Raw genomic sequence first — 18727 nt, 5'->3', positions numbered from 1 at the left:
GATGGTTCCAGCTGAGGCTGACTATGTGGCAGATGCGCTGAAAGAAGCTGACAGCATCGTGATCGTACCGGGCTACGGTATGGCGGTGGCACAGGCTCAGCAGTCTGTTTCCGAGCTCACCAAGCGCCTGCGCGCCAAGGGCAAGGAAGTCCGCTTTGCGATCCACCCAGTGGCGGGCCGTTTGCCGGGCCACATGAACGTGTTGCTCGCTGAAGCCAAGGTGCCTTACGACATCGTTCTGGAAATGGACGAGATCAACGACGACTTCCCGAACACCGACGTGGTCATCATTATCGGCGCAAACGATATTGTGAACCCGGCGGCTCAGGAAGATCCGAACTCGCCAATCGCCGGTATGCCGGTTCTGGAAGTGTGGAAGGCCAAGCAGGTGTTTATCTCCAAGCGTGGTCAGGGCACCGGTTACTCCGGTATCGAGAACCCGCTGTTCTACAAAGAAAACAGCCGCATGTACTATGGTGATGCGAAAGGTTCCATCGACAAGCTGCTCCAGCTCGTCGACTAACCAAAGCACCACAAACAAAAACAACAAAGCCCCCGCCATAAACGGGGGCTTTGCCGTTTAGAGCAGCTAAACCTTAGTTTCTTAGGGGTGGCGTCCTTTAGCAATGGCCAGCAGACTTTTACTCTACGGAGGGATTTCATGGAAAAGGTCTGCGTACTCGGGCTAACACAGGATAGTTACCAGCTTATAAGAAGCCTCGTTTCCTACGGAGCGAAAGTGAATGTTGTTGAAAGCGATCCAGCAGCGATTGAGGCCATTAACACGGGAAGCGTGCATGTCAGAGATGGCATGGAATACTCATTTACGGCTGAAGTAGGCCTGAATGTTCGTGCAAGCTTTGACTTTGCCGATAATCTCTCCGAAATCGACCTTGTCATAATTTGCCTAGACCGGCTCGACTATCATCAGATGGCGTTGGCCGTTGAACATTTGGCTTTTGCTCTTTCTAAAGACGTTCCCGTTTCGCTTGTCCTTCTGGCATCAAAAACGGTTCCAATCAGCCATATTGAGCAGTTCTTCGATTTAGAGCGAAACTACCCTCATGCGGGCGCTGTGTATTTGCCAGCCAATCCTTCAGCGAAGACCGAAGCGTCTACAAACCTGCCCCTTGCAGGTGTTCTAGATAACGCAAACAAACCGGAGTATTTCGATACGCTGGCTGAGGTTCTTCCATTCATGAAGAATCCAATCATCGTACCTTTTAAGGATGCCCACTATCTTCATAGTGCGCTTGAATCACTTGAGAATACGCTAGATGCCTATGTGTGGGCATCGCAAGGGGCCTTAGAACAGGCTGGGTGTGCCTCTGTGAAAGAAGTCATCGCCGCTGCGTTTGTGGCCAAGTCTATGGTTCCCCCGCCATCTAAGCCTCTAGGATATGGGCTTTCCTCCACAGAACAAGAAGAACCGCTAAACGCTCCGCTGAGCCGTTTAGACCCTGAGGAACTATTTGCAAGACTTCCTCAAAGGCTGAGCCAAAGGCAGATCGAAAAGCTCATCAGCCTTACTGAGGTTTACTCGAAGAAAGGGGAGACCGTTGGGATTGTCGGTTTACCAGACTGGAGCCCTAAAGAGGCATCCACAAACATCAGCCTGCATCTGATCGAAGCACTACAAAACACAGACCGGATCGTGTCTTTTTGCGCCGCCAACGCCTTGTCGCGGACTGCAGGAATTGTATCTGCCTCAGTTCGGGTTGAAGAGAATGCTTTGGATATTCTCCCCGACCTAAAACTGATCTTATTTATGGAAGACTCGCCGGAATATCGAAGCATTCCGACATACTTGTTCCGACATGACGCCGTGGTCATTGATCCATGGAGTATGTTTTCCATGGATCGTCTACCGTCAGGCGTAACGCTTCTCCAGCCGGGAAATGGATACGATAGGGCACCCCTATTAATGGGCAGTGCCCTAGAGACCACATCTTAGGCTATTGGAATTTTCTGGAGGCATCCAGAGCGAGACCAAGGCCCACGCTACCAAAAGTATCACCGGCAACAAACGGCTGGTTTGGGAAAATCTCTCTCACTGCTAACTGCAATGCAGGAACGCGCGTGGAGCCACCGGTCAGGAAGATAGTATCAATCTCTTCAGCCTTAACGCCCGCTTGGGTGAGAGCATCGTTGATGGTTTGCTTTAGCTTTTCCAGCTGGCGGAAGATTGCTTCATTAAATGCGAAGACACTTGCCTGAACCTTCAACGTCTCTTCTTCAAGATGAAGCTGGATTCCAGCGGTCTCTTTCGCTGACAAGTGCATTTTGGCCTGCTCCACATAGGTTGCCAACGCATGACCCTGACGCTCTCGAATAACACTTGAAAGCATCTCTACAGCGTCCGGCAACATCGCATCTCGCCTTACTTGCACGAGTTCGCTCAGGATTTTCGGATCGTACAAATAGTTGATCCTATGCCACGTTGCGAGCTCGAAATAGTATTTTGACGGGAGAGGGCGTTTTCCATCTTTGGTCATAGAGCCATAGCCCATGGCAGGCATCACCTGCGCCATACTCAGCACACGGTCGAAATCCGTACCACCGATGTGCACACCGGTGTTTGCCAGAATGTCATCTTTGCGGTCTGCTTTGGAGCGTCCCTCAGGCGATACGCGCACAACAGAAAAGTCCGATGTACCGCCGCCAATATCAACTACGAGAACGAGCTCTTCTTTGGTGACGTCCTGCTCATAGGAAAGGGCTGCTGCGATGGGCTCGAACTGGAAACTGATATGCTTGAAGCCCTGTACGCGGGCCATGTCCTCAAGCGTAGTCTGCGCGGCTTTATCAGCAGCATCATCTTCATCTACAAACCGGACAGGGCGGCCCAGAACAACACTTTCAACGCAAGCCTCTGACTGAGTATCAAGCTTCTGCTTCAAGTGTTTCAAAAACATCCCAATGATGCTTTTGAATGCAACACGCCCCCCAAGAATAGCGGTGCGCTCTTCCACCAGTGAACTGCCAAGAACGCTCTTCAGAGACTGCATCAAACGGCCTTCATCACCACGGATGTATTCCGCTTTCGCCTGCCTGCCATAACTGACGGTTTGTTCTTCGAAATTGAAAAACAGAGCTGTAGGGATGTCAGTATGGGAGCCTTCCAAAGGAAGCAGGACAGGTTTGCCCTCTTGAATAAAGCCAAGCGTTGAATTGGATGTGCCGAAGTCAATACCAGCGTATTGGATGGTCATAGGGGTCAGGCCGTTTCAGAAAAGTTCTTGTAAGGTATCCCAGCGGAAATGGGAGGGGCTGTTTAGCCGACATACTCCACCGGCGCTAGTCTTTTCCGCTATCTGATGAGCAAACTGGGAAAACTGTTAGGGCGCAGCAACACTCAAGCGGTCCTTTAAACCCTGATAACCCTCGTTCTTTTCCCATACGACAAATAACGTGGCTGCAGACAATAATTGGGTAGCCCTTCTCCCCAAAACCGTGTAAACGGGCGCGACTGTGCGCAGGCTGCTTCGCCCTGAATGCACATGTAAAAACCCCGGATTTGCGCGCAGGTCTATTTTGCCTGAAGGCGCGAGGAGTTCTAAATGTCCGATAATTTACGCCTCAAGGCTCGCCTTGAAGGCTATGTTTTCTTGTGCGGATTTGCCCTTTGCATTCCGCTTTCCAACTGGATGCTGGCCAATGTTGGCAGTGTGTGCCCAGCTAATGGCCCATGTCTGATCCCTGTAGGGTTTGGATTGATGGCCCCGAGCGGCGTTCTGGTCGTTGGCCTCGCTCTGCTTTTCCGCGATATGATCCAAAGACGTCTTGGTATCAACTGGGCTTTGTTGGCTATCGCCGCAGGGGCGCTGCTCTCTTGGTGGATCGCACCTCCGGCATTGGTCGTGGCCTCAGTCGTAGCCTTCCTCTTTTCCGAAATCGTTGATCTCGCGATCTTCACTCCATTGCAGAAACGGGGCTTGGTTAAGGCGGTTGTCCTTTCCAGCGGCGTGGCCCTTGTAATAGACTCTTTCCTGTTCCTTTACCTAGCGTTCGGCTCGCTCGACTTCCTTGTGGAGCAGATCGTCGGCAAGGGGTGGATGGTGTTGCTTACAGTTCCGCTTATCGCCCTCATTCGCAATCGCGATGAAAAGCTCGGCCTTATGCCTGCATAAAAACAAAGGAAAAACACATGGCATCCTATACAAGCGAATTGACCCAGCTTGGCACAGCGACAGAAGCTGCAGCCTCTCCAGAACAGGCAGTTTTGGAGCGCGTTCCCAACCCACACGCTGACACCGATTACGTGACCCGCTTCACGATCCCCGAGTTCACCTCCATCTGCCCAGTTACAGGTCAGCCGGATTTCGCGCACCTTGTTATCGATTTTGTTGCCGATAAGTGGCTAGTGGAATCGAAGAGCCTAAAACTCTACCTCACTTCCTTCCGCAACCACGGTGCATTTCACGAAGACTGCACGGTTGGCATTGGTAGACGTCTGGTAGAGCTTATGGAACCGCGCTTTCTGCGCATTGGCGGCTACTGGTACCCACGTGGCGGTATTCCTATTGACGTGTTCTGGCAACACGGCGAATTGCCAAAGAATGTTTGGCTGCCAGACCAAGGTGTACCGACCTACCGTGGTCGCGGTTAACGCAAAAACCCCGCTGACGAAGGCGGGGTTTTTTATTTGTCTTTATCGAAAGCACTTTTCGATACCGAGACAGTAAAACTCAAAGAGGGCCTAGTCGAATTTGCGAATGCTGCAATAGCTCCAGCTCTTCCAGAGCAGGGTTGCGCATTACGCGTTCCTGACAGCGCGTATCTGTAGGTTTTTGAAGATTAAAGCGTACTGGGAGGAATTCGATAACCCCAACCATCCAGTTAATTGTTTGCTTTAGAGTATTGGTCATGGCTGTCCCTCATTCCGTGTCTTGTCGTTCCATGGCCGCGACGGCTGATACACTTATTATTACTCAGGAACACCTGAGCGCTTGTTTGATATATCTAATATAAAGAACCTCGCAAAAACGCTCCATTCGGACAAGCACCTATCATTTTACTTTAGCTTGGATAATTAAATATGGCAGAGCAATAATATTAATCCATAATTTACACTTGAGACACATTTCGAAAGAATACGTTTGCTTCACATCAATACGTCAGTATGCCTTATGCATAATTTCGAGATTTTTATTTACTGACTCCACTCCGGTTTTTACACTGATTCACATGAGACAGGTACGCTTACCTTTCCATTTTTACTTGAGTACAGCCGAATACAAAAGATGGTTGGTAGGCATCTAAATCAGCAAAAGGGCGATTGATGCAGCTTAACGGACAGCTATAAGCAAGTTTCTTCTACCAGCGGGCCACCAATGCAAATACGACCTATCAATGCAGAACAAACCCTTCCACTGCGCCACAAAGTATTATGGCCGGATAAACCGATGGACTTTTCCAGAGTGGAAGGAGACGAGACCGCTTCCCATTGGGGCTTGTTCATAGACACCGAGATAGTGGCTGTCGCTTCCGTTTTCACAGCGAACAACACCGCACGTCTGAGGAAGTTCGCCATTCATGCTGACTACCAGAGGCAAGGATACGGCACAAAGATCATCCAATTCATTCTCGAGGCATTGAGAACTGAAGGCGTAGAAACCTTCTGGTGTGATGCTAGAGAGGAAGCTGCTCCGTTTTATGAAAGGCTTGGGATGACAATCTCTCCGCAACGCTTTTTCAAGTCAGGTCAAGCCTACTTCAAGGCAACAATAGACCTTTAAATATCAGCATTGCCACAATCGTGCTTGAATTGCGGGTGAGGGTGTTGGGTAAGCAGCACCCTCAACTTCGTTATAGTGATAAGTAATTGATAGTTTATCAGGGTGTTATGAGCAAGATCCAAGAACCTTCGAAGTCCGTAAACAAATTACAACCCTAGCACCTCAAAAAATACTTCAGTCAAATTTGTAAAATATCGCCGCTCTACTAAAAATTGAATTGGCATAAAAATACTAAGTTCACATCCCTAAAAGTATATTCCAGTCAATATCTATTGAGTTGCTAACCAAAGACTTCGATACCATCTTATTAGGAGGTGCAACGGGTTGGTGGAGGCAATCTGAGAAAGGGCGCGTTATGGATGTATTTTCTCTGTATTCAGAAATTTATGACCGAACTAAAACCGAAGAAATGTCCCTACAGGACTATATTCTAGGCTGCCGCGATGATGCCAGCATGAGGGCAACTGTGGCCGAACGGATGATTTCTGCAATCGGAGAGCCAGAAGTCATCGATACGAGCCTTGACCAGCGTTTGGGACGCATCTTCCTCAACAGAACTATCAAACGATATCCCGCTTTTCGTGATCTCTTCGGTATGGAAGAGACCATAGAGCGAATTGTAGGCTTCTTCCGGCATGCCTCTCAAGGGTTGGAAGAACGCAAACAGATCCTCTACCTGCTGGGTCCCGTTGGCGGTGGTAAGTCCACCTTGGCTGAAACTCTAAAGACGCTTATCGAGAAAGAACCGATCTACGTGCTCAAAGCCGGAGATGAAATCAGTCCCGTGTTTGAGTCTCCGCTAGGACTGTTCGACCGCGAGCAAACCGGAGAGCTTCTGGAGGAAAAATACAATATTCCGCGCAGGCTCCTGACAGGGCTCATCTCTCCATGGGCAACCAAGCGGCTTGATGAGTTTGAAGGCGATATCTCCAAGTTCAAGATCGTGAAGCTTTACCCTTCAAAGCTACGCCAGATTTGCGTTACCAAGACAGAGCCAGGCGACGAGAACAATCAGGATGTATCATCGCTGGTGGGTAAGCTCGATATTCGTAAGCTTGAGCATCTCAGCCAAAATGATCCCGACGCCTACAGCTACTCAGGCGGCTTGAATAGAACAACTCAGGGCCTTCTAGAGTTCGTAGAGATGTTCAAAGCGCCAATCAAAGTGCTTCACCCACTGCTGACAGCGACGCAGGAAGGCAACTATGTTGGCACAGAGAACATTGGAGCGTTCCCGTTCCAGGGCCTGATTGTGGCCCACTCAAACGAGAGCGAATGGCTTCAGTTCAAGAACAATAAGAACAATGAAGCGTTCCTTGACCGTATTAGTGTGGTGAAGGTTCCTTACTGCCTGCGTGTGACTGAAGAAACTGAGATCTACAAAAAACTTCTAGACAATAGTGCCTTGGGCGATGCTCAGTGTGCACCGGAAACACTGAAGCTCATGGGTCGTTTCTCGGTTCTTTCTCGCCTGCAAGAGCATGAGAACTCTACGCTTTACTCCAAACTCTGTGTTTACGACGGCGAGAACCTGAAGGATATCGACCCGAAGGCAAAATCCGTGCAGGAGTATAGGGATACAGCTGGCGTGGACGAAGGCATGCACGGCATCAGTACCCGCTTCGCCTTCAAGGTTCTTTCCGAGACCTTTAACCATGACACAGACGAGGTTGCGGCTGATCCCGTGCATCTCATGTATGTTCTTGAGCAAGCGGTAAAGCGTGAGCAGTTCCCGGAGGATCAAGAGAACAGCTATCTGGACTTCATCAAGTCGGAATTGGCACCGCGTTATGCTGAGTTCATCGGCAACGAAATTCAGAAAGCTTATCTGGAATCTTACAAGGACTACGGCCAGAACCTGTTCGATCGATACATCGCCTATGCAGATGCTTGGATTGAGGATCAGGATTACAAAGACCCTGACACAGGCCAGATGTTCAATCGTGAGATCCTTGAACAAGAAATGTCTAAGATTGAAAAGCCAGCAGGAATTGCGAACCCGAAGGACTTCCGCAATGAAGTCGTAAAGTTTGTACTTCGAGCACGTGCAGAAAATGCTGGCAAAAATCCGGATTGGCAGACCTACAAGAAGCTGCGCCGTGTAATTGAGAAGCGCATGTTCGGTCAGGTGGAAGATCTACTTCCAGTCATCAGCTTCGGGTCAAAGAAGGACCGCGATACCGACGCAAAGCACCACGAGTTTGTCGAGCGTATGGTCGATCGAGGCTACACGCACCGGCAGGTCCAGCGTTTGGTTGAATGGTACATGCGTGTGAATAAGGCTGGCTAACACTCTTATTCCGAAAGCCGAAAAAGGACCGGAATCTATGGCCAACTTCATTGATCGCCGCCTCAACCCAAAAGACAAGAGTTTGGGGAACCGTCGTCGGTTCCTCAAAAGAGTGCGCTCGCATATCAAACGCGCGGTGGACGATAGCGTTCGTGAACGCGGTTTGACTGATGTCGAACGTGGTGAAAAAGTATCTGTGCCAACCAAGGGCATTGAAGAGCCAGTGTTTCGTCGCGACCCAAAAACGGGAAAGCGGGAACACGTTCTGAGCGGCAACAAGCAGTACATTGTTGGCGATAAAATCCTGAAACCCGGCGGCGGAGCAGGTGCTGGTAGCGGCAAGGAGGGCTCAAACAGCGGGGAGGGCGAGGATGAGTTCGTCTTCGCTCTATCGCGTGATGAGTTCATTGATCTGTTCTTTGAAGACTTGGAACTGCCTGACCTAATCAAACACTCTATCAAAGAGGTACAAACCTACAGGCCACGCCGCGCGGGATATTCTGTCTCTGGCTCGCCCAATAACATCAACGTTCTCCGCACCATGCGCAATTCGCTTGGTCGTCGATTGGCACTGAAACGGCCGGACAACAAGCAGATCAAGGAGCTTCAGGCAGAAGTCTTCAAGTTGGAGAAGGTTTCCAGGAAGACCAAAAAGCAGCAACAAGAGTTGGCGCGACTCCACGCTGAACTGGAAGAGCTTCTGCGTCGGCAGCGGGTCATTGCGTTTATTGATCCGCTTGATGTGCGCTACAACTATTTCGAACACGCGCCGGAACCTAATGCCAACGCCGTTATGTTTTGCCTTATGGATACATCTGCTTCCATGGGTGAGCGCGAGAAGGATTTGGCAAAGCGGTTTTTCATTCTGCTGCATCTATTCCTGAAACGCCGATACAAAAAAATCGACTTGGTCTTTGTGCGACATACCCACAACGCGCAAGAAGTTGACGAAGAGGCATTTTTCTATTCGCGGGAAACAGGCGGGACCGTAGTTAGCACAGCATTAAAGGAGATGAAGCACATCATAGATGAACGCTATCCGCCGTATGAGTGGAACATCTATGCCGCTCAAGCATCTGATGGTGAGAACTTCGCCGGAGACACCGATGTGTGCGTCGAGCTCCTGAAGAACGAAATTATGCCGGTCTGCCAGTACTATGCGTACATCGAAATTCTGGAGGAAGCCGAAGCCAAGCTTATGGAAGCCGAAGAAAACGGCATGGAGCTTTGGAGAGGATACAGAACGGTGAAAGCGGACTGGCAGAACTTTGCCATGAAGCGAATTTCAACACCCTCTGACATCTATCCTGTCTTTAGGCAGTTGTTTGCGAAAAAACAGGCGGGGGCTCAGCAATGACGAAACCCAAAGCTTCCAAGAAGGTCAGTAAGCCGCTTTTTGAGGATGCTGACTGGAACTTCGATACACTGCGCCGCACCTATGATGCCATTGAAGACATTGCACTGAACGAGCTTGAGCTAAGTGTCTACCCAAATCAGATTGAGATTATCTCGGCAGAGCAGATGTTGGATGCCTATTCCTCTGTTGGCATGCCTCTCATGTACGCCCACTGGTCTTACGGCAAGCACTTTGTCGCCAACGAAATTCAATATCGGAAAGGTCTCAGGGGCCTCGCATACGAGATCGTCATCAACTCCAGCCCGTGCATTAGCTACAACATGGAAGAGAACACCATGGCACAGCAAACGCTGGTCATGGCTCATGCTGCGTTCGGTCATAATCACTTCTTCAAAAACAATCAGCAGTTCCTACAGTGGACCGATGCCGAAGGTATTCTCGACTACCTAAATTTTGCAAAAAGCTACATCACTCAGTGTGAGGAACGCTACGGGGTAGCTGAGGTAGAGAGCGTACTCGATGCCGCTCACGCGTTAATGTCCCATGGCGTCTTCCGCTACCGCAGACCTCAAAAGCTCTCACTCAAGGCGGAAGAAGAACGTCGTAAAGAGCGGATCGCCTACGAGGAGCGGATGGTACATTATCTGTGGGATGGCCTTACGAGTTTGGCGAAAGCAGAACCGAACGATGCGCAGCGCGAGGCTGAAAAGAGAAAGCATACCCTACACTTACCAGAAGAGAACCTGCTTTACTTCCTTGAGCAATACAGTCCCATTCTCCATACGTGGCAGAGGGAAGTGCTACGCATCGTGCGCAATATCGCACAGTATTTTTATCCGCAGCGCCAAACCAAGGTGATGAACGAAGGCTGCGCGTGTTTTGTCCATTACTACATCACCAATCGGATGCATGAAAAAGGACAGCTAACCGATGGGACCATGCTGGAGATTTTGCATAACCACTCCAACGTAATTACCCAGCCGGACTTTGACGAAGCTCACTATGGCGGCTTTAACCCTTACGCCCTTGGCTTTGCTATGATGGAAGACATCAAGCGTATTTGTCTGGAGCCAACAGAAGAAGACTACGCTTGGTTTCCTGAATTTGCGGGCAATCGCGATTGGAAGAACACCATCAAAGACGCGTGGGCAAACTACCGCGACGAGTCGTTCATCACTCAGTTCCTAAGCCCTCATGTGATCAGAAAATTCCGGATGTTCACCTTGAGCGATGAAGCGCGCGCGGCTCACGTTCAAGTATCAGATATCCATAACGAGCAGGGGTACATCAATATCCGTGAAAAACTCGCTCGTACATATGATATCGCGATAATGGATCCGGATATTCAGGTCGTCGATGTGGACCTTCTCGGAGATCGTTGCCTCAAGCTGCAGCACCTCAAGCGCGATGGAATAGCATTGAACAATGTTGAAAGAGACAAGGTACTTTCGCATCTGCGAAAGCTATGGGGTTATGACGTCGCAATGGAAGAAGTGGAAGCAAGCTAGTACCGCGTGTTCTCCCGCAAATATAAACCTGAATTCACAATTCAGATAATCCACAACCTGCCCATTAAAAGGTGAACTTAAAAATCATATATTTCATGAACTTATGAGAAAAGGACAGTTTAGAAATATTCTAACATATTGTTTTTTCTAAAGTTTAGTTGACGAGTCACATGCCGATATAGTTTTTACCGTAGGTATATAGACGCAGTTCATCATTCTTCCTGATAGCCGGCGAGGGAGAAATAGAGAGCTGCGCCTCCCTCTTTATGTACCCTTCGGAGACTAATTCTATGGCTCGCTCTCTTTCCCTGCTTCTAGGTACTTCCTGCCTCGTTGCGGGCTTTGCATCCGCTTCCTTCGCAGCGCCAACCGCAGTTCTAGATAACTACGGCGATATCGCTGAAGCGATTTTCGAAGACTCTCTTGCCAGCGCGAAAGATCTTCAAGAAGCTATCAATACTCTGGTTGCAAATCCAACTGAAGAGAACCTCGCAGCAGCTAGAGCCGCTTGGGTAGAAGCACGCAACCCATATCAGCAGAGTGAAGTGTACCGCTTTGGCAACGCTATCGTTGATGAGTGGGAAGGCAAAGTGAACGCTTGGCCCCTCGATGAAGGTCTTATCGATTACACCGATGCGTCATACGGCACCGAAAACGAAGAAAACCCGTTCTATGCTGCGAACGTTATTGCAAACGCCAAGCTCAACGTAGCGGGCGAAACTGTAGACGCTACCAACATTACAGCTGATTTTCTATCAGATCAGCTACAGGAAGCAGGGGAGGTAGAAGCAAACGTTGCTACCGGTTACCACGCCATTGAGTTCCTGCTTTGGGGGCAAGACCTTAACGGAACAGGCGCGGGTGCAGGTTCCCGCCCTGCGACAGATTTTGATGCAGCGAACTGCACCGGTGGTAGCTGTGAGCGCCGTGTAGAATACCTCAAGGCAGCAACTGAGCTCCTTATCTCTGACCTTGAAGAAATGCTGGCAGCTTGGCGCGATGGCGGCGAAGCACGCAAAGAGCTTACAGCAAAAGGTGAAGCGGGCGGTATTGCTACAATTCTCACTGGCATGGGCTCCCTCAGCTACGGAGAGTTGGCAGGTGAGCGCATGCAGCTTGGTCTCATGCTTCATGATCCGGAAGAAGAACATGACTGCTTCTCTGACAACACGCACATGTCGCATTACAACGACGTTGTCGGAATTCGTAACGTCTTCTTCGGTGATTACACACGCATCGACGGTTCCAAGCTTGAAGGTGCTTCCTTGAAAGACCTTATTGCAGCGAAAGACCCTGCGGTTGCAGCGGAGTTGGAAGAAGGCCTCAACAAAACGCTGGCAGCGTTTGAAGTGATGAAGACCCGCGCTGAGACCGTTGAAGCTTACGATCAGATGATTGGTGAGAACAACGAAGAAGGTAACGCTGTGGTGCAGGCTGCAATTGATGCGCTTGTTGAGCAGACTTCCTCCATCCAGCGTGCGGTTAAAGTTCTCGAACTTGAGGAAATCGCGTTCGAGGGGTCGGACTCCCTCGATAATCCAACAGCAGTTTTCCAATAAGTTGAAGCAATTTAGGCGCGGCACCACTGCCGCGTCTTACCCTCAAAATTAAGGCAAGAACAATGGGTGGATACGGGTTCTTCGGGCTTAAGCGTTTTGCAGCGTTCGCATTGGCGGGCGCATTTTTGCTTTCCGGCTCCTTTGTTGCGGCAAACGGTCAATTGCCTATGCAACACCGCGATGACCTTTCGGCAAAAGATAAAGCGCGTGTATCAAAGGTCAGTCAACCAGCAGGCACTTTTGATGATGCGGAACCTTTTGAGGTTATGCAGGGGGGCGCGGGTACATCACGCAAACGTATCAATCGAGATGCCTTTTCGCACCCTACCCAAAACATCACGTTTGAAGAAGAAAAGCAGTTCAAGGTCGGCAACGGCCTCTTTAAAAAGCTCTGGGTTTCGTCGCCATCCTCCACACAAGCCTCAGACGGCTTAGGCCCACTTTATAACGCCAGATCTTGCCAAGGCTGCCACCTCAAGGATGGTAGAGGCAGACCACCTGCACCTGGTGAACGAGCAGTATCTCTTTTCTTACGATTGTCTGTTCTGCCTGAAACAGATGCAGAAAAGAGCGCCATTGAAAGTGGTAAACTTGCCTCCATCCCGCACCCCGTCTACGGCGGTCAGCTTCAGTCATTCGCTGTTCCCGGTTTAGCTGGTGAGGGTGAGCCCAAAATCACTTACACCGAGTTTCCGGTAGAGCTTGCAGATGGCGAAGTCGTCATGCTTCGCAAGCCTCTCTATTCGGTAGAAAATCTTGCCTACGGCCCTCTCGGTGATAGAGCATTGGTCTCTCCTCGTGTTGCGCCCCCGATGATCGGCCTCGGGCTGCTGGAAGCAATCCATCAAGGCGATATTCTGGCCAAGGCTGACCCTGATGACCAGAATGCAGATGGCATATCTGGCCGTGTTAGCTGGGTAAACAATCCAGCAACTGGTGAAAAAGCAATCGGCCGATACGGCTGGAAGGGCGGAAACCCAACAGTTCGGGCCCAAAGTGCAGGTGCTCTTCTTGGCGACATTGGCATCTCCAACCCAGATAAGCCAAATCCATACGGCGATTGCACAGAAGCTCAAACCGATTGCCGTGCGCTTCCGCATGGCGAGCAAGAGCGGCTAGGCCCAACAGAAGCACCTGATCCGGTTCTAGACCTCATTACGTTCTATTCAGAAAACTTGGCCGTTCCAGCAAGGCGAAATGCTGACGATCCGCAAGTTCTGGCCGGTAAAAAGGTATTTTATGAGGCTGGCTGCACTTCGTGCCACACGCCGAAATATGTAACTAGCAGAAGCGCAGAGACCAAGGCACATAAGTTCCAGTTGATTTGGCCTTACACTGATCTGCTTTTGCATGACATGGGTGAAGGGCTTGCCGACGGCCGTCCGGTTGGATCTGCCAGTGGGCAAGAATGGAAGACGCCGCCTCTTTGGGGCATCGGCCTAACCGAGACAGTCAACAAACACACATTCTTCCTGCACGATGGCAGAGCGCGCAATTTACTTGAGGCCGTTCTCTGGCATGGTGGTGAGGCAGAGGCTGCCAAACAGCGCATTGTAAATGCAAGTAAGCAAGAGCGAGAAGCACTCCTTAAGTTTCTGGAGTCCCTTTAGATGCTCAAAAAACTCGCAATAATAGTAGCGTCTCTTGCGGCTCTCACAGTTCCAGTTAGGGCAGACTTTTCAGTTCATGCTCCGGCATTTGTTCAGAACTACGTTCTGCCGGAAACTGCCAAACTCGTAAAAGCGCTAGAACGCCTTCGTGAAACGAGCGCTGGCCTCTGCACCACGCCCAATGATGAAACCACTGCTGCTTTTAACAGCGCGTTTTCAGAAGCTGTAGCGCAATATGCACGCATCGATTTTGTCCGCTTTGGACCCTATCTAGAAGACAACGCCCTTCAGCGGCTCGCCTTTGTGCCAGACCGGCGCAACGTAATACCTCGCCAGCTAAACAAGATACTTGCAAAGCAGGATAAAAGCGTAACAACCGCAGCCGACTTGAAGCGAAAAAGTGTAGCATTACAGGGCCTTACTGCGCTGGAACGATTTGCCTACGACAAGGAAGCCAATCTGACACTTGGGGATAATAGCGCCGAGCGGGGCTTTAAGTGCGCTTATGCAGTCGCGCTAACGGGCAATCTCGTTAAAACAGCGGCCACCATTGAGGATGGCTGGCAAGATCCTAACGGCTTCACTGCGACGTTCATCAATCCCGATCCATCTCATAGCGCTATCAAGACAGATCAAGAAGCAGCAGAGCTACTTTACAATTCGCTTGTGACTGGTTTGGTGTTGGTGAAAGATCAGATCATGCTGCCCGTCATCGGCCCAACTGCCAAAAAGGCCAAGCCTCACAGGGCACCTTTTTCGCGCAGCGGAAATGCGGTTACATACCTTACCAGCCACCTTTCTGGTATCGAAGATGCGCTTATAGCCTCCAACTTCTTTAAGGAACTGCCTGAGAACGGCAAGTGGGCTGGCGAAAGTCTCAGCTTTGAATTTGGAAACGCCCGAAAGCTATTGGACGACCTTCCAGTTTCATTCAACGCTTCAACCAAGTCACAAGAGGGTCGGGAGAAACTAAAGTTCTTCGTCGTTCTCATCGATAGCCTGAAGACAACAATGGCTGATGATACAGCAGGCTACCTTGGGATAACGGGAGGTTTCAACGCACTTGATGGGGACTAATCAGGGGCCACACCTTTCCCGCAGAGAGTTTCTGCGCGGGCTTGGCTCCATTGCAATACTAGCCGGTTCCACTCTACCAACTATGGCCTCATCTCAATGGCAAGCTGGAGAGGGTGAGCCTCTTTTTGCTAGCGCTCTACGAAAACCAGATGGAACCTATGCCTTTTCCATTCTCATGGAAGATGGGACAGCAGTATTTGAACATGCATTGCCTGACCGAGGGCACTGCTGCGCTTGGCACCAACAAACTGGAAAGCTTGTAGCCTTTGCACGCAGGCCAGATAACTTCGCTGTACTTATAAACGGGCGTTCGCGAACGGAACCAATTGCGTTTAAGTCTCCCACCAACCGACACTTTTATGGGCACGGCGTATTTTCGCCTGATGGCCGCCTCCTATTTGCTCCCGAAAACGATTGGTCTGCAAAACGCGGGGTAATAGGCGTCTATGATATGAGCGATGCTCGGGCGGTTCACCGTATTGGCGAGTTTCCGAGCTACGGCATCGGGCCGCACGAAATTCTCTGGTCTGAAATGCACCAATGTCTGGTGGTCGCAAACGGCGGCATTCTCACCCATCCTGACAGGAGAAGGCAAAAGCTTAACATCGCGTCCATGGCACCAAACATATCGTTCATTGATCCAAGTAGTGGGTCCTTGATCGCGCAGCACCAGCTACCTGCTCATCTTCATCAAGTTTCACTGCGCCATATGGCGCTTGATGCACTGGGAAAAGTTTGGGTAGGCGGGCAATATGAAGGGCCGGAGCAGGATTTGCCGCCACTAGTCTCCTGCTTCTCGGTTGATCACGAGCCTGAGCTACTTGAGCTACCAGAGCAACTGACGAGCAGCCTCAACAACTATGTGGGCAGCGTGAGCACCTCAAAGGACGGCACCGTCATCAGCACCACATGTCCGCGAGGCAATAAGGTTCTTTTTTGGGAAACTGCCACTAAAGAACTGATAGGCACCCAAGGCATAGATGACGGGTGCGGCGTTGCCGCTTTAGGAAAACGCGAGTTCCTGATAACCGACGGATCAGGAACTCTTCGCTATGTCCACGTAGATGAAAACTATCTGGAAGTGACGGGCGTCCGTTCAGGCGCGAGCTGGGATAATCACCTCACAGCATTGTAGAGATCAGCTTCACACCTTCATGAAGCTTTTGACCGCAAGGCCCAACTGCTCACGATTGACGGTTTTGGCCATAGATTCCTGACCACTGTCTGCAATTGCATCACTAAGGATCGTACCGCGACGGCTTTCAATAAGCGCGCTAGTGAAAGGTTTGCTGAACTCAGGGTGCCCTTGAACAGTTATCGCAAAGTCTGGATACCAAAGGGCCGCGAACTCGCAAAAATCACTGGATGCGATTGTAACAGCCGTTTCCGGTTTCGTTAGAACCTGATCCTGATGATAGGCTTGAATGGAAATCTGCTCCGGCTTTGCACCCAGTTCCACAGGCCATTCTTCTGTACTTGGATAGTCATGTACGCCAAGGCCCCAGCCTTTATCTGACTTTTTGACCAGCCCGCCCATGGCCTGAGCAATAAGCTGGTGACCAAAGCAGATTCCAACCATTGGCTGCTTAACGCTTGCACACTCGCGGATGAAAACTTCAAGAGGGGCGATCCACTCGTGGTCTTCATAGACACCAAATTTGGAGCCCGTGATAACCCAAAGATCTGCATCTGCCGGGTTTGTTGGCAACACGCCATCAAGCACCGCGTACACCTTGTACGAAGCAGGGATCTCTCCAAGCCAAGACTGTACCATTTGCGGATAATCGCCGAAGGCTCCACCCAGTTCTTCCGGCGGTCTGCCAGTTTCAATGATACCGACCGAAAGTGACTTTGCCGCCATGTCCTAGCCTTTCCGCAAATACGCCTTGGCATTTGATTGCCATGAGCTACCAGAGATAACACCGAGCAGGTGTAATGTCGCGGGCAATCAAACTGTAGTTTCACTGCCTTCATTTTGTGATCACATTATTAATCAGTCAAGCGAGCGTCTTAGGATACTGCCAGTTTATTTATGAACAGCACACGCGCTCCCTAACCTGCTGAAAGGTAGCCATAAAAGAGATCGCGGCGGTGCGCGTAGACATATCCGCCTTAAACCTTAAGTTCCTAGCCAAATAATTTGATCAAAATAACTTCCTGCTATAACCTCGTATTTTCATGTAGAAATCTATCAGAGCTATTCCGTGGGCTTTGAGTTACCCGCCAGTGTGGAGTTCAAAATTATATGAAGCGCATATACGAGAGCTTCGCCTATGGCGATGGGCCGATAGCAGAGCGTTATTGGGACACAACAGTAGACGCAAAGCCGAACTTTCCACCCCTCGAAGGTGATGTCTCCTGCGAACTAGCAATTATCGGCGGAGGTTATACGGGCCTAAGCGCGGCAATTGCTTTGGCGAAGGAAGGCGTTCGCGTTGTAGTACTGGATGCAAAGCCGGTAGGATGGGGCGCTTCCGGCCGAAATGGCGGATTGGTCTCGGCAGGAAGCGCAAAACTCGACGACGCTGCTATTAGCAAACATTTTGGAAGCATAGACGCGCAGACATTCTTCGACGCGGAAAAGCAAGCTGTAGCACTCGTTGAGCACTTACTTGAGGAGCACGGCATTGATGCGGACCGACACTCCAATGGCTACACCTGCGTTGCTCACTCTCCGCGCCATCTAGCGGGACTGAAAGACTACGGCGAGCAATACTCCAAACGCTACGGCCTCCCATTTGAATACCTTGACCAAAGTGAGATGGTAGGGCAGGGGCTCAATAGCCCTGACTTTTTTGGCGCGGTTCACCTACCCTTGGGCTTAGCACTTAATCCGCTGAAGTTTGTTCTGGGTTTGGCAACCACCGCAGAAAAGGCAGGCGCAACACTTGCCTATTCAACCGAGATTACTTCGATTGCATCTTCCTCCGGTTACGAATTGCGCCATAGCCGCGGAACCATCAGATGCAAAAAGCTAATCGTCGCTACGAATGGCTACACTAGCGATGATATGCCAAAGGCAAACGCTTCGCGATACCTACCAGTACAGTCTAACATTCTTGTATCTCGTCAGCTGACAGAGGAAGAAATAGAAGCGCAAGGTTGGTGGAGCAGACAAATGGTATGCGACACCCGCAACTTGCTCCACTATTTCCGTCTTCTGCCGGACAACAGGATGCTCCTTGGCTTGCGTGGCTCCATCAATGCCACACCGGAAAATCTGGCAGCGATGCGGAAAGTAGCAAGAAGCGACTTTGATCGCATGTTCCCCGCTTGGCAACACGTTGAAACCCCGTTCTTTTGGTCGGGCCTCATCTGCATGACACGCAACCTCGTGCCGTTCTGTGGTCCACTCCATGGGCTTGACGATGCGTGGGGGGCATTTGGGTATCACGGCTCCGGCGTAACCATGGGGCCATATGCAGGGCAGCTACTGGCCAATATGGTGCTGGGCAAAAGCACTCTGCCGCATCCAGACTTTATGAAAACAACACCGAGAAAATTTGAGTTTGGCCCCTTGAGAAGAAATCTGCTTGCACCAGTTTTCAGTTGGTACAAACTCGTCGACAAGTTTTAGTGAAAACCTTT

The 18727-nt window shown here is 50.4% G+C and carries 17 protein-coding genes; 14 read left to right on the top strand and 3 right to left on the bottom strand.

All coding sequences use genetic code 11. From position 1 onward, the window contains the following. The coding region (locus tag E1162_RS13450) for an NAD(P)(+) transhydrogenase (Re/Si-specific) subunit beta (RefSeq protein ID WP_257098974.1) at window positions 1-523 on the top strand (523 nt) is incomplete at its 5' end. Window positions 524-661: 138 nt separating this feature from the next. Further along, entirely contained in the window at window positions 662-1954 is a 1293-nt protein-coding gene (locus E1162_RS13445) for a hypothetical protein (RefSeq protein WP_155131880.1), read from the top strand. Window position 1955: 1 nt separating this feature from the next. Here the strand turns inward: E1162_RS13445 and E1162_RS13440 are convergent, their stop codons facing one another. Then, on the bottom strand, window positions 1956-3212 hold the full coding sequence (locus E1162_RS13440; RefSeq protein ID WP_155131877.1) for an Hsp70 family protein: 1257 nt from the start codon (window positions 3210-3212) through the stop codon (window positions 1956-1958). Window positions 3213-3560: 348 nt separating this feature from the next. On the opposite strand from E1162_RS13440, the gene E1162_RS13435 reads away from it, so the two are divergent. Next, window positions 3561-4130: a VUT family protein gene (locus E1162_RS13435; RefSeq protein ID WP_155131874.1), complete on the top strand. Its 570-nt coding sequence runs from the start codon at window positions 3561-3563 to the stop codon at window positions 4128-4130. A 17-nt stretch (window positions 4131-4147) separates the two neighbouring features. Continuing rightward, window positions 4148-4609 carry a preQ(1) synthase gene (gene queF / locus E1162_RS13430; protein ID WP_155131871.1) on the top strand — a complete coding sequence of 154 codons (462 nt, stop codon included), beginning with the start codon at window positions 4148-4150 and terminating at the stop codon, window positions 4607-4609. Between the two features lie 79 nt (window positions 4610-4688). Here the strand turns inward: queF and E1162_RS13425 are convergent, their stop codons facing one another. Then, complete coding sequence (locus tag E1162_RS13425) at window positions 4689-4868, bottom strand: hypothetical protein (protein ID WP_155131868.1); 180 nt, start codon at window positions 4866-4868, stop codon at window positions 4689-4691. A 465-nt stretch (window positions 4869-5333) separates the two neighbouring features. Between E1162_RS13425 and E1162_RS13420 the strand changes: the two genes are divergently transcribed. The 9 genes from E1162_RS13420 to E1162_RS13385 all read left to right on the top strand — a co-directional run bounded on the left by E1162_RS13420 (window position 5334) and on the right by E1162_RS13385 (window position 16274). Continuing rightward, entirely contained in the window at window positions 5334-5738 is a 405-nt protein-coding gene (locus E1162_RS13420; RefSeq protein WP_155131866.1) for a GNAT family N-acetyltransferase, read from the top strand. A 355-nt stretch (window positions 5739-6093) separates the two neighbouring features. After that, window positions 6094-8028, top strand: a complete 1935-nt coding sequence (locus E1162_RS13415) for a PrkA family serine protein kinase (RefSeq protein ID WP_155131863.1) — start codon at window positions 6094-6096, stop codon at window positions 8026-8028. A gap of 37 nt (window positions 8029-8065) precedes the next feature. Beyond that, entirely contained in the window at window positions 8066-9385 is a 1320-nt protein-coding gene (locus tag E1162_RS13410) for a YeaH/YhbH family protein (protein WP_155131860.1), read from the top strand. Next, window positions 9382-10893 carry a SpoVR family protein gene (locus tag E1162_RS13405; RefSeq protein ID WP_155131857.1) on the top strand — a complete coding sequence of 504 codons (1512 nt, stop codon included), beginning with the start codon at window positions 9382-9384 and terminating at the stop codon, window positions 10891-10893. The genes E1162_RS13410 and E1162_RS13405 overlap by 4 nt, the downstream gene beginning before the upstream one ends. A gap of 290 nt (window positions 10894-11183) precedes the next feature. After that, window positions 11184-12452 (top strand): imelysin family protein, encoded by a 1269-nt coding sequence (locus E1162_RS13400; protein WP_155131854.1) that lies wholly within the window; start codon window positions 11184-11186, stop codon window positions 12450-12452. 62 nt (window positions 12453-12514) lie between these two features. Continuing rightward, the gene (locus tag E1162_RS13395; protein WP_155131851.1) at window positions 12515-14062 is read left to right on the top strand and encodes a di-heme oxidoreductase family protein; all 1548 of its coding nucleotides are present in this window, start codon (window positions 12515-12517) and stop codon (window positions 14060-14062) included. Then, window positions 14063-15139, top strand: coding sequence for an imelysin family protein (locus E1162_RS13390; protein WP_155131848.1), 1077 nt, complete (start codon window positions 14063-14065; stop codon window positions 15137-15139). It begins immediately after the preceding gene. Between the two features lie 113 nt (window positions 15140-15252). Continuing rightward, a complete protein-coding gene (locus E1162_RS19790; RefSeq protein ID WP_371311938.1) occupies window positions 15253-15402 on the top strand; it encodes a hypothetical protein in 150 nt (49 codons plus the stop codon). Beyond that, window positions 15348-16274 (top strand): DUF1513 domain-containing protein, encoded by a 927-nt coding sequence (locus E1162_RS13385; RefSeq protein WP_371311937.1) that lies wholly within the window; start codon window positions 15348-15350, stop codon window positions 16272-16274. Before E1162_RS19790 ends, E1162_RS13385 begins: the two co-directional genes overlap by 55 nt. Window positions 16275-16283: 9 nt before the next feature. Here the strand turns inward: E1162_RS13385 and E1162_RS13380 are convergent, their stop codons facing one another. Then, window positions 16284-17000: a type 1 glutamine amidotransferase gene (locus tag E1162_RS13380; RefSeq protein ID WP_155131845.1), complete on the bottom strand. Its 717-nt coding sequence runs from the start codon at window positions 16998-17000 to the stop codon at window positions 16284-16286. Window positions 17001-17384: 384 nt separating this feature from the next. On the opposite strand from E1162_RS13380, the gene E1162_RS13375 reads away from it, so the two are divergent. Next, complete coding sequence (locus E1162_RS13375) at window positions 17385-18716, top strand: NAD(P)/FAD-dependent oxidoreductase (protein ID WP_155131842.1); 1332 nt, start codon at window positions 17385-17387, stop codon at window positions 18714-18716. Window positions 18717-18727 lie beyond the last annotated feature (11 nt).

Source organism: Pseudovibrio flavus (assembly GCF_009711345.1).
GTDB classification, from domain to species: Bacteria; Pseudomonadota; Alphaproteobacteria; order Rhizobiales; family Stappiaceae; genus Pseudovibrio; species Pseudovibrio flavus.
This window is presented reverse-complemented; position numbering and strand designations above follow the sequence as displayed.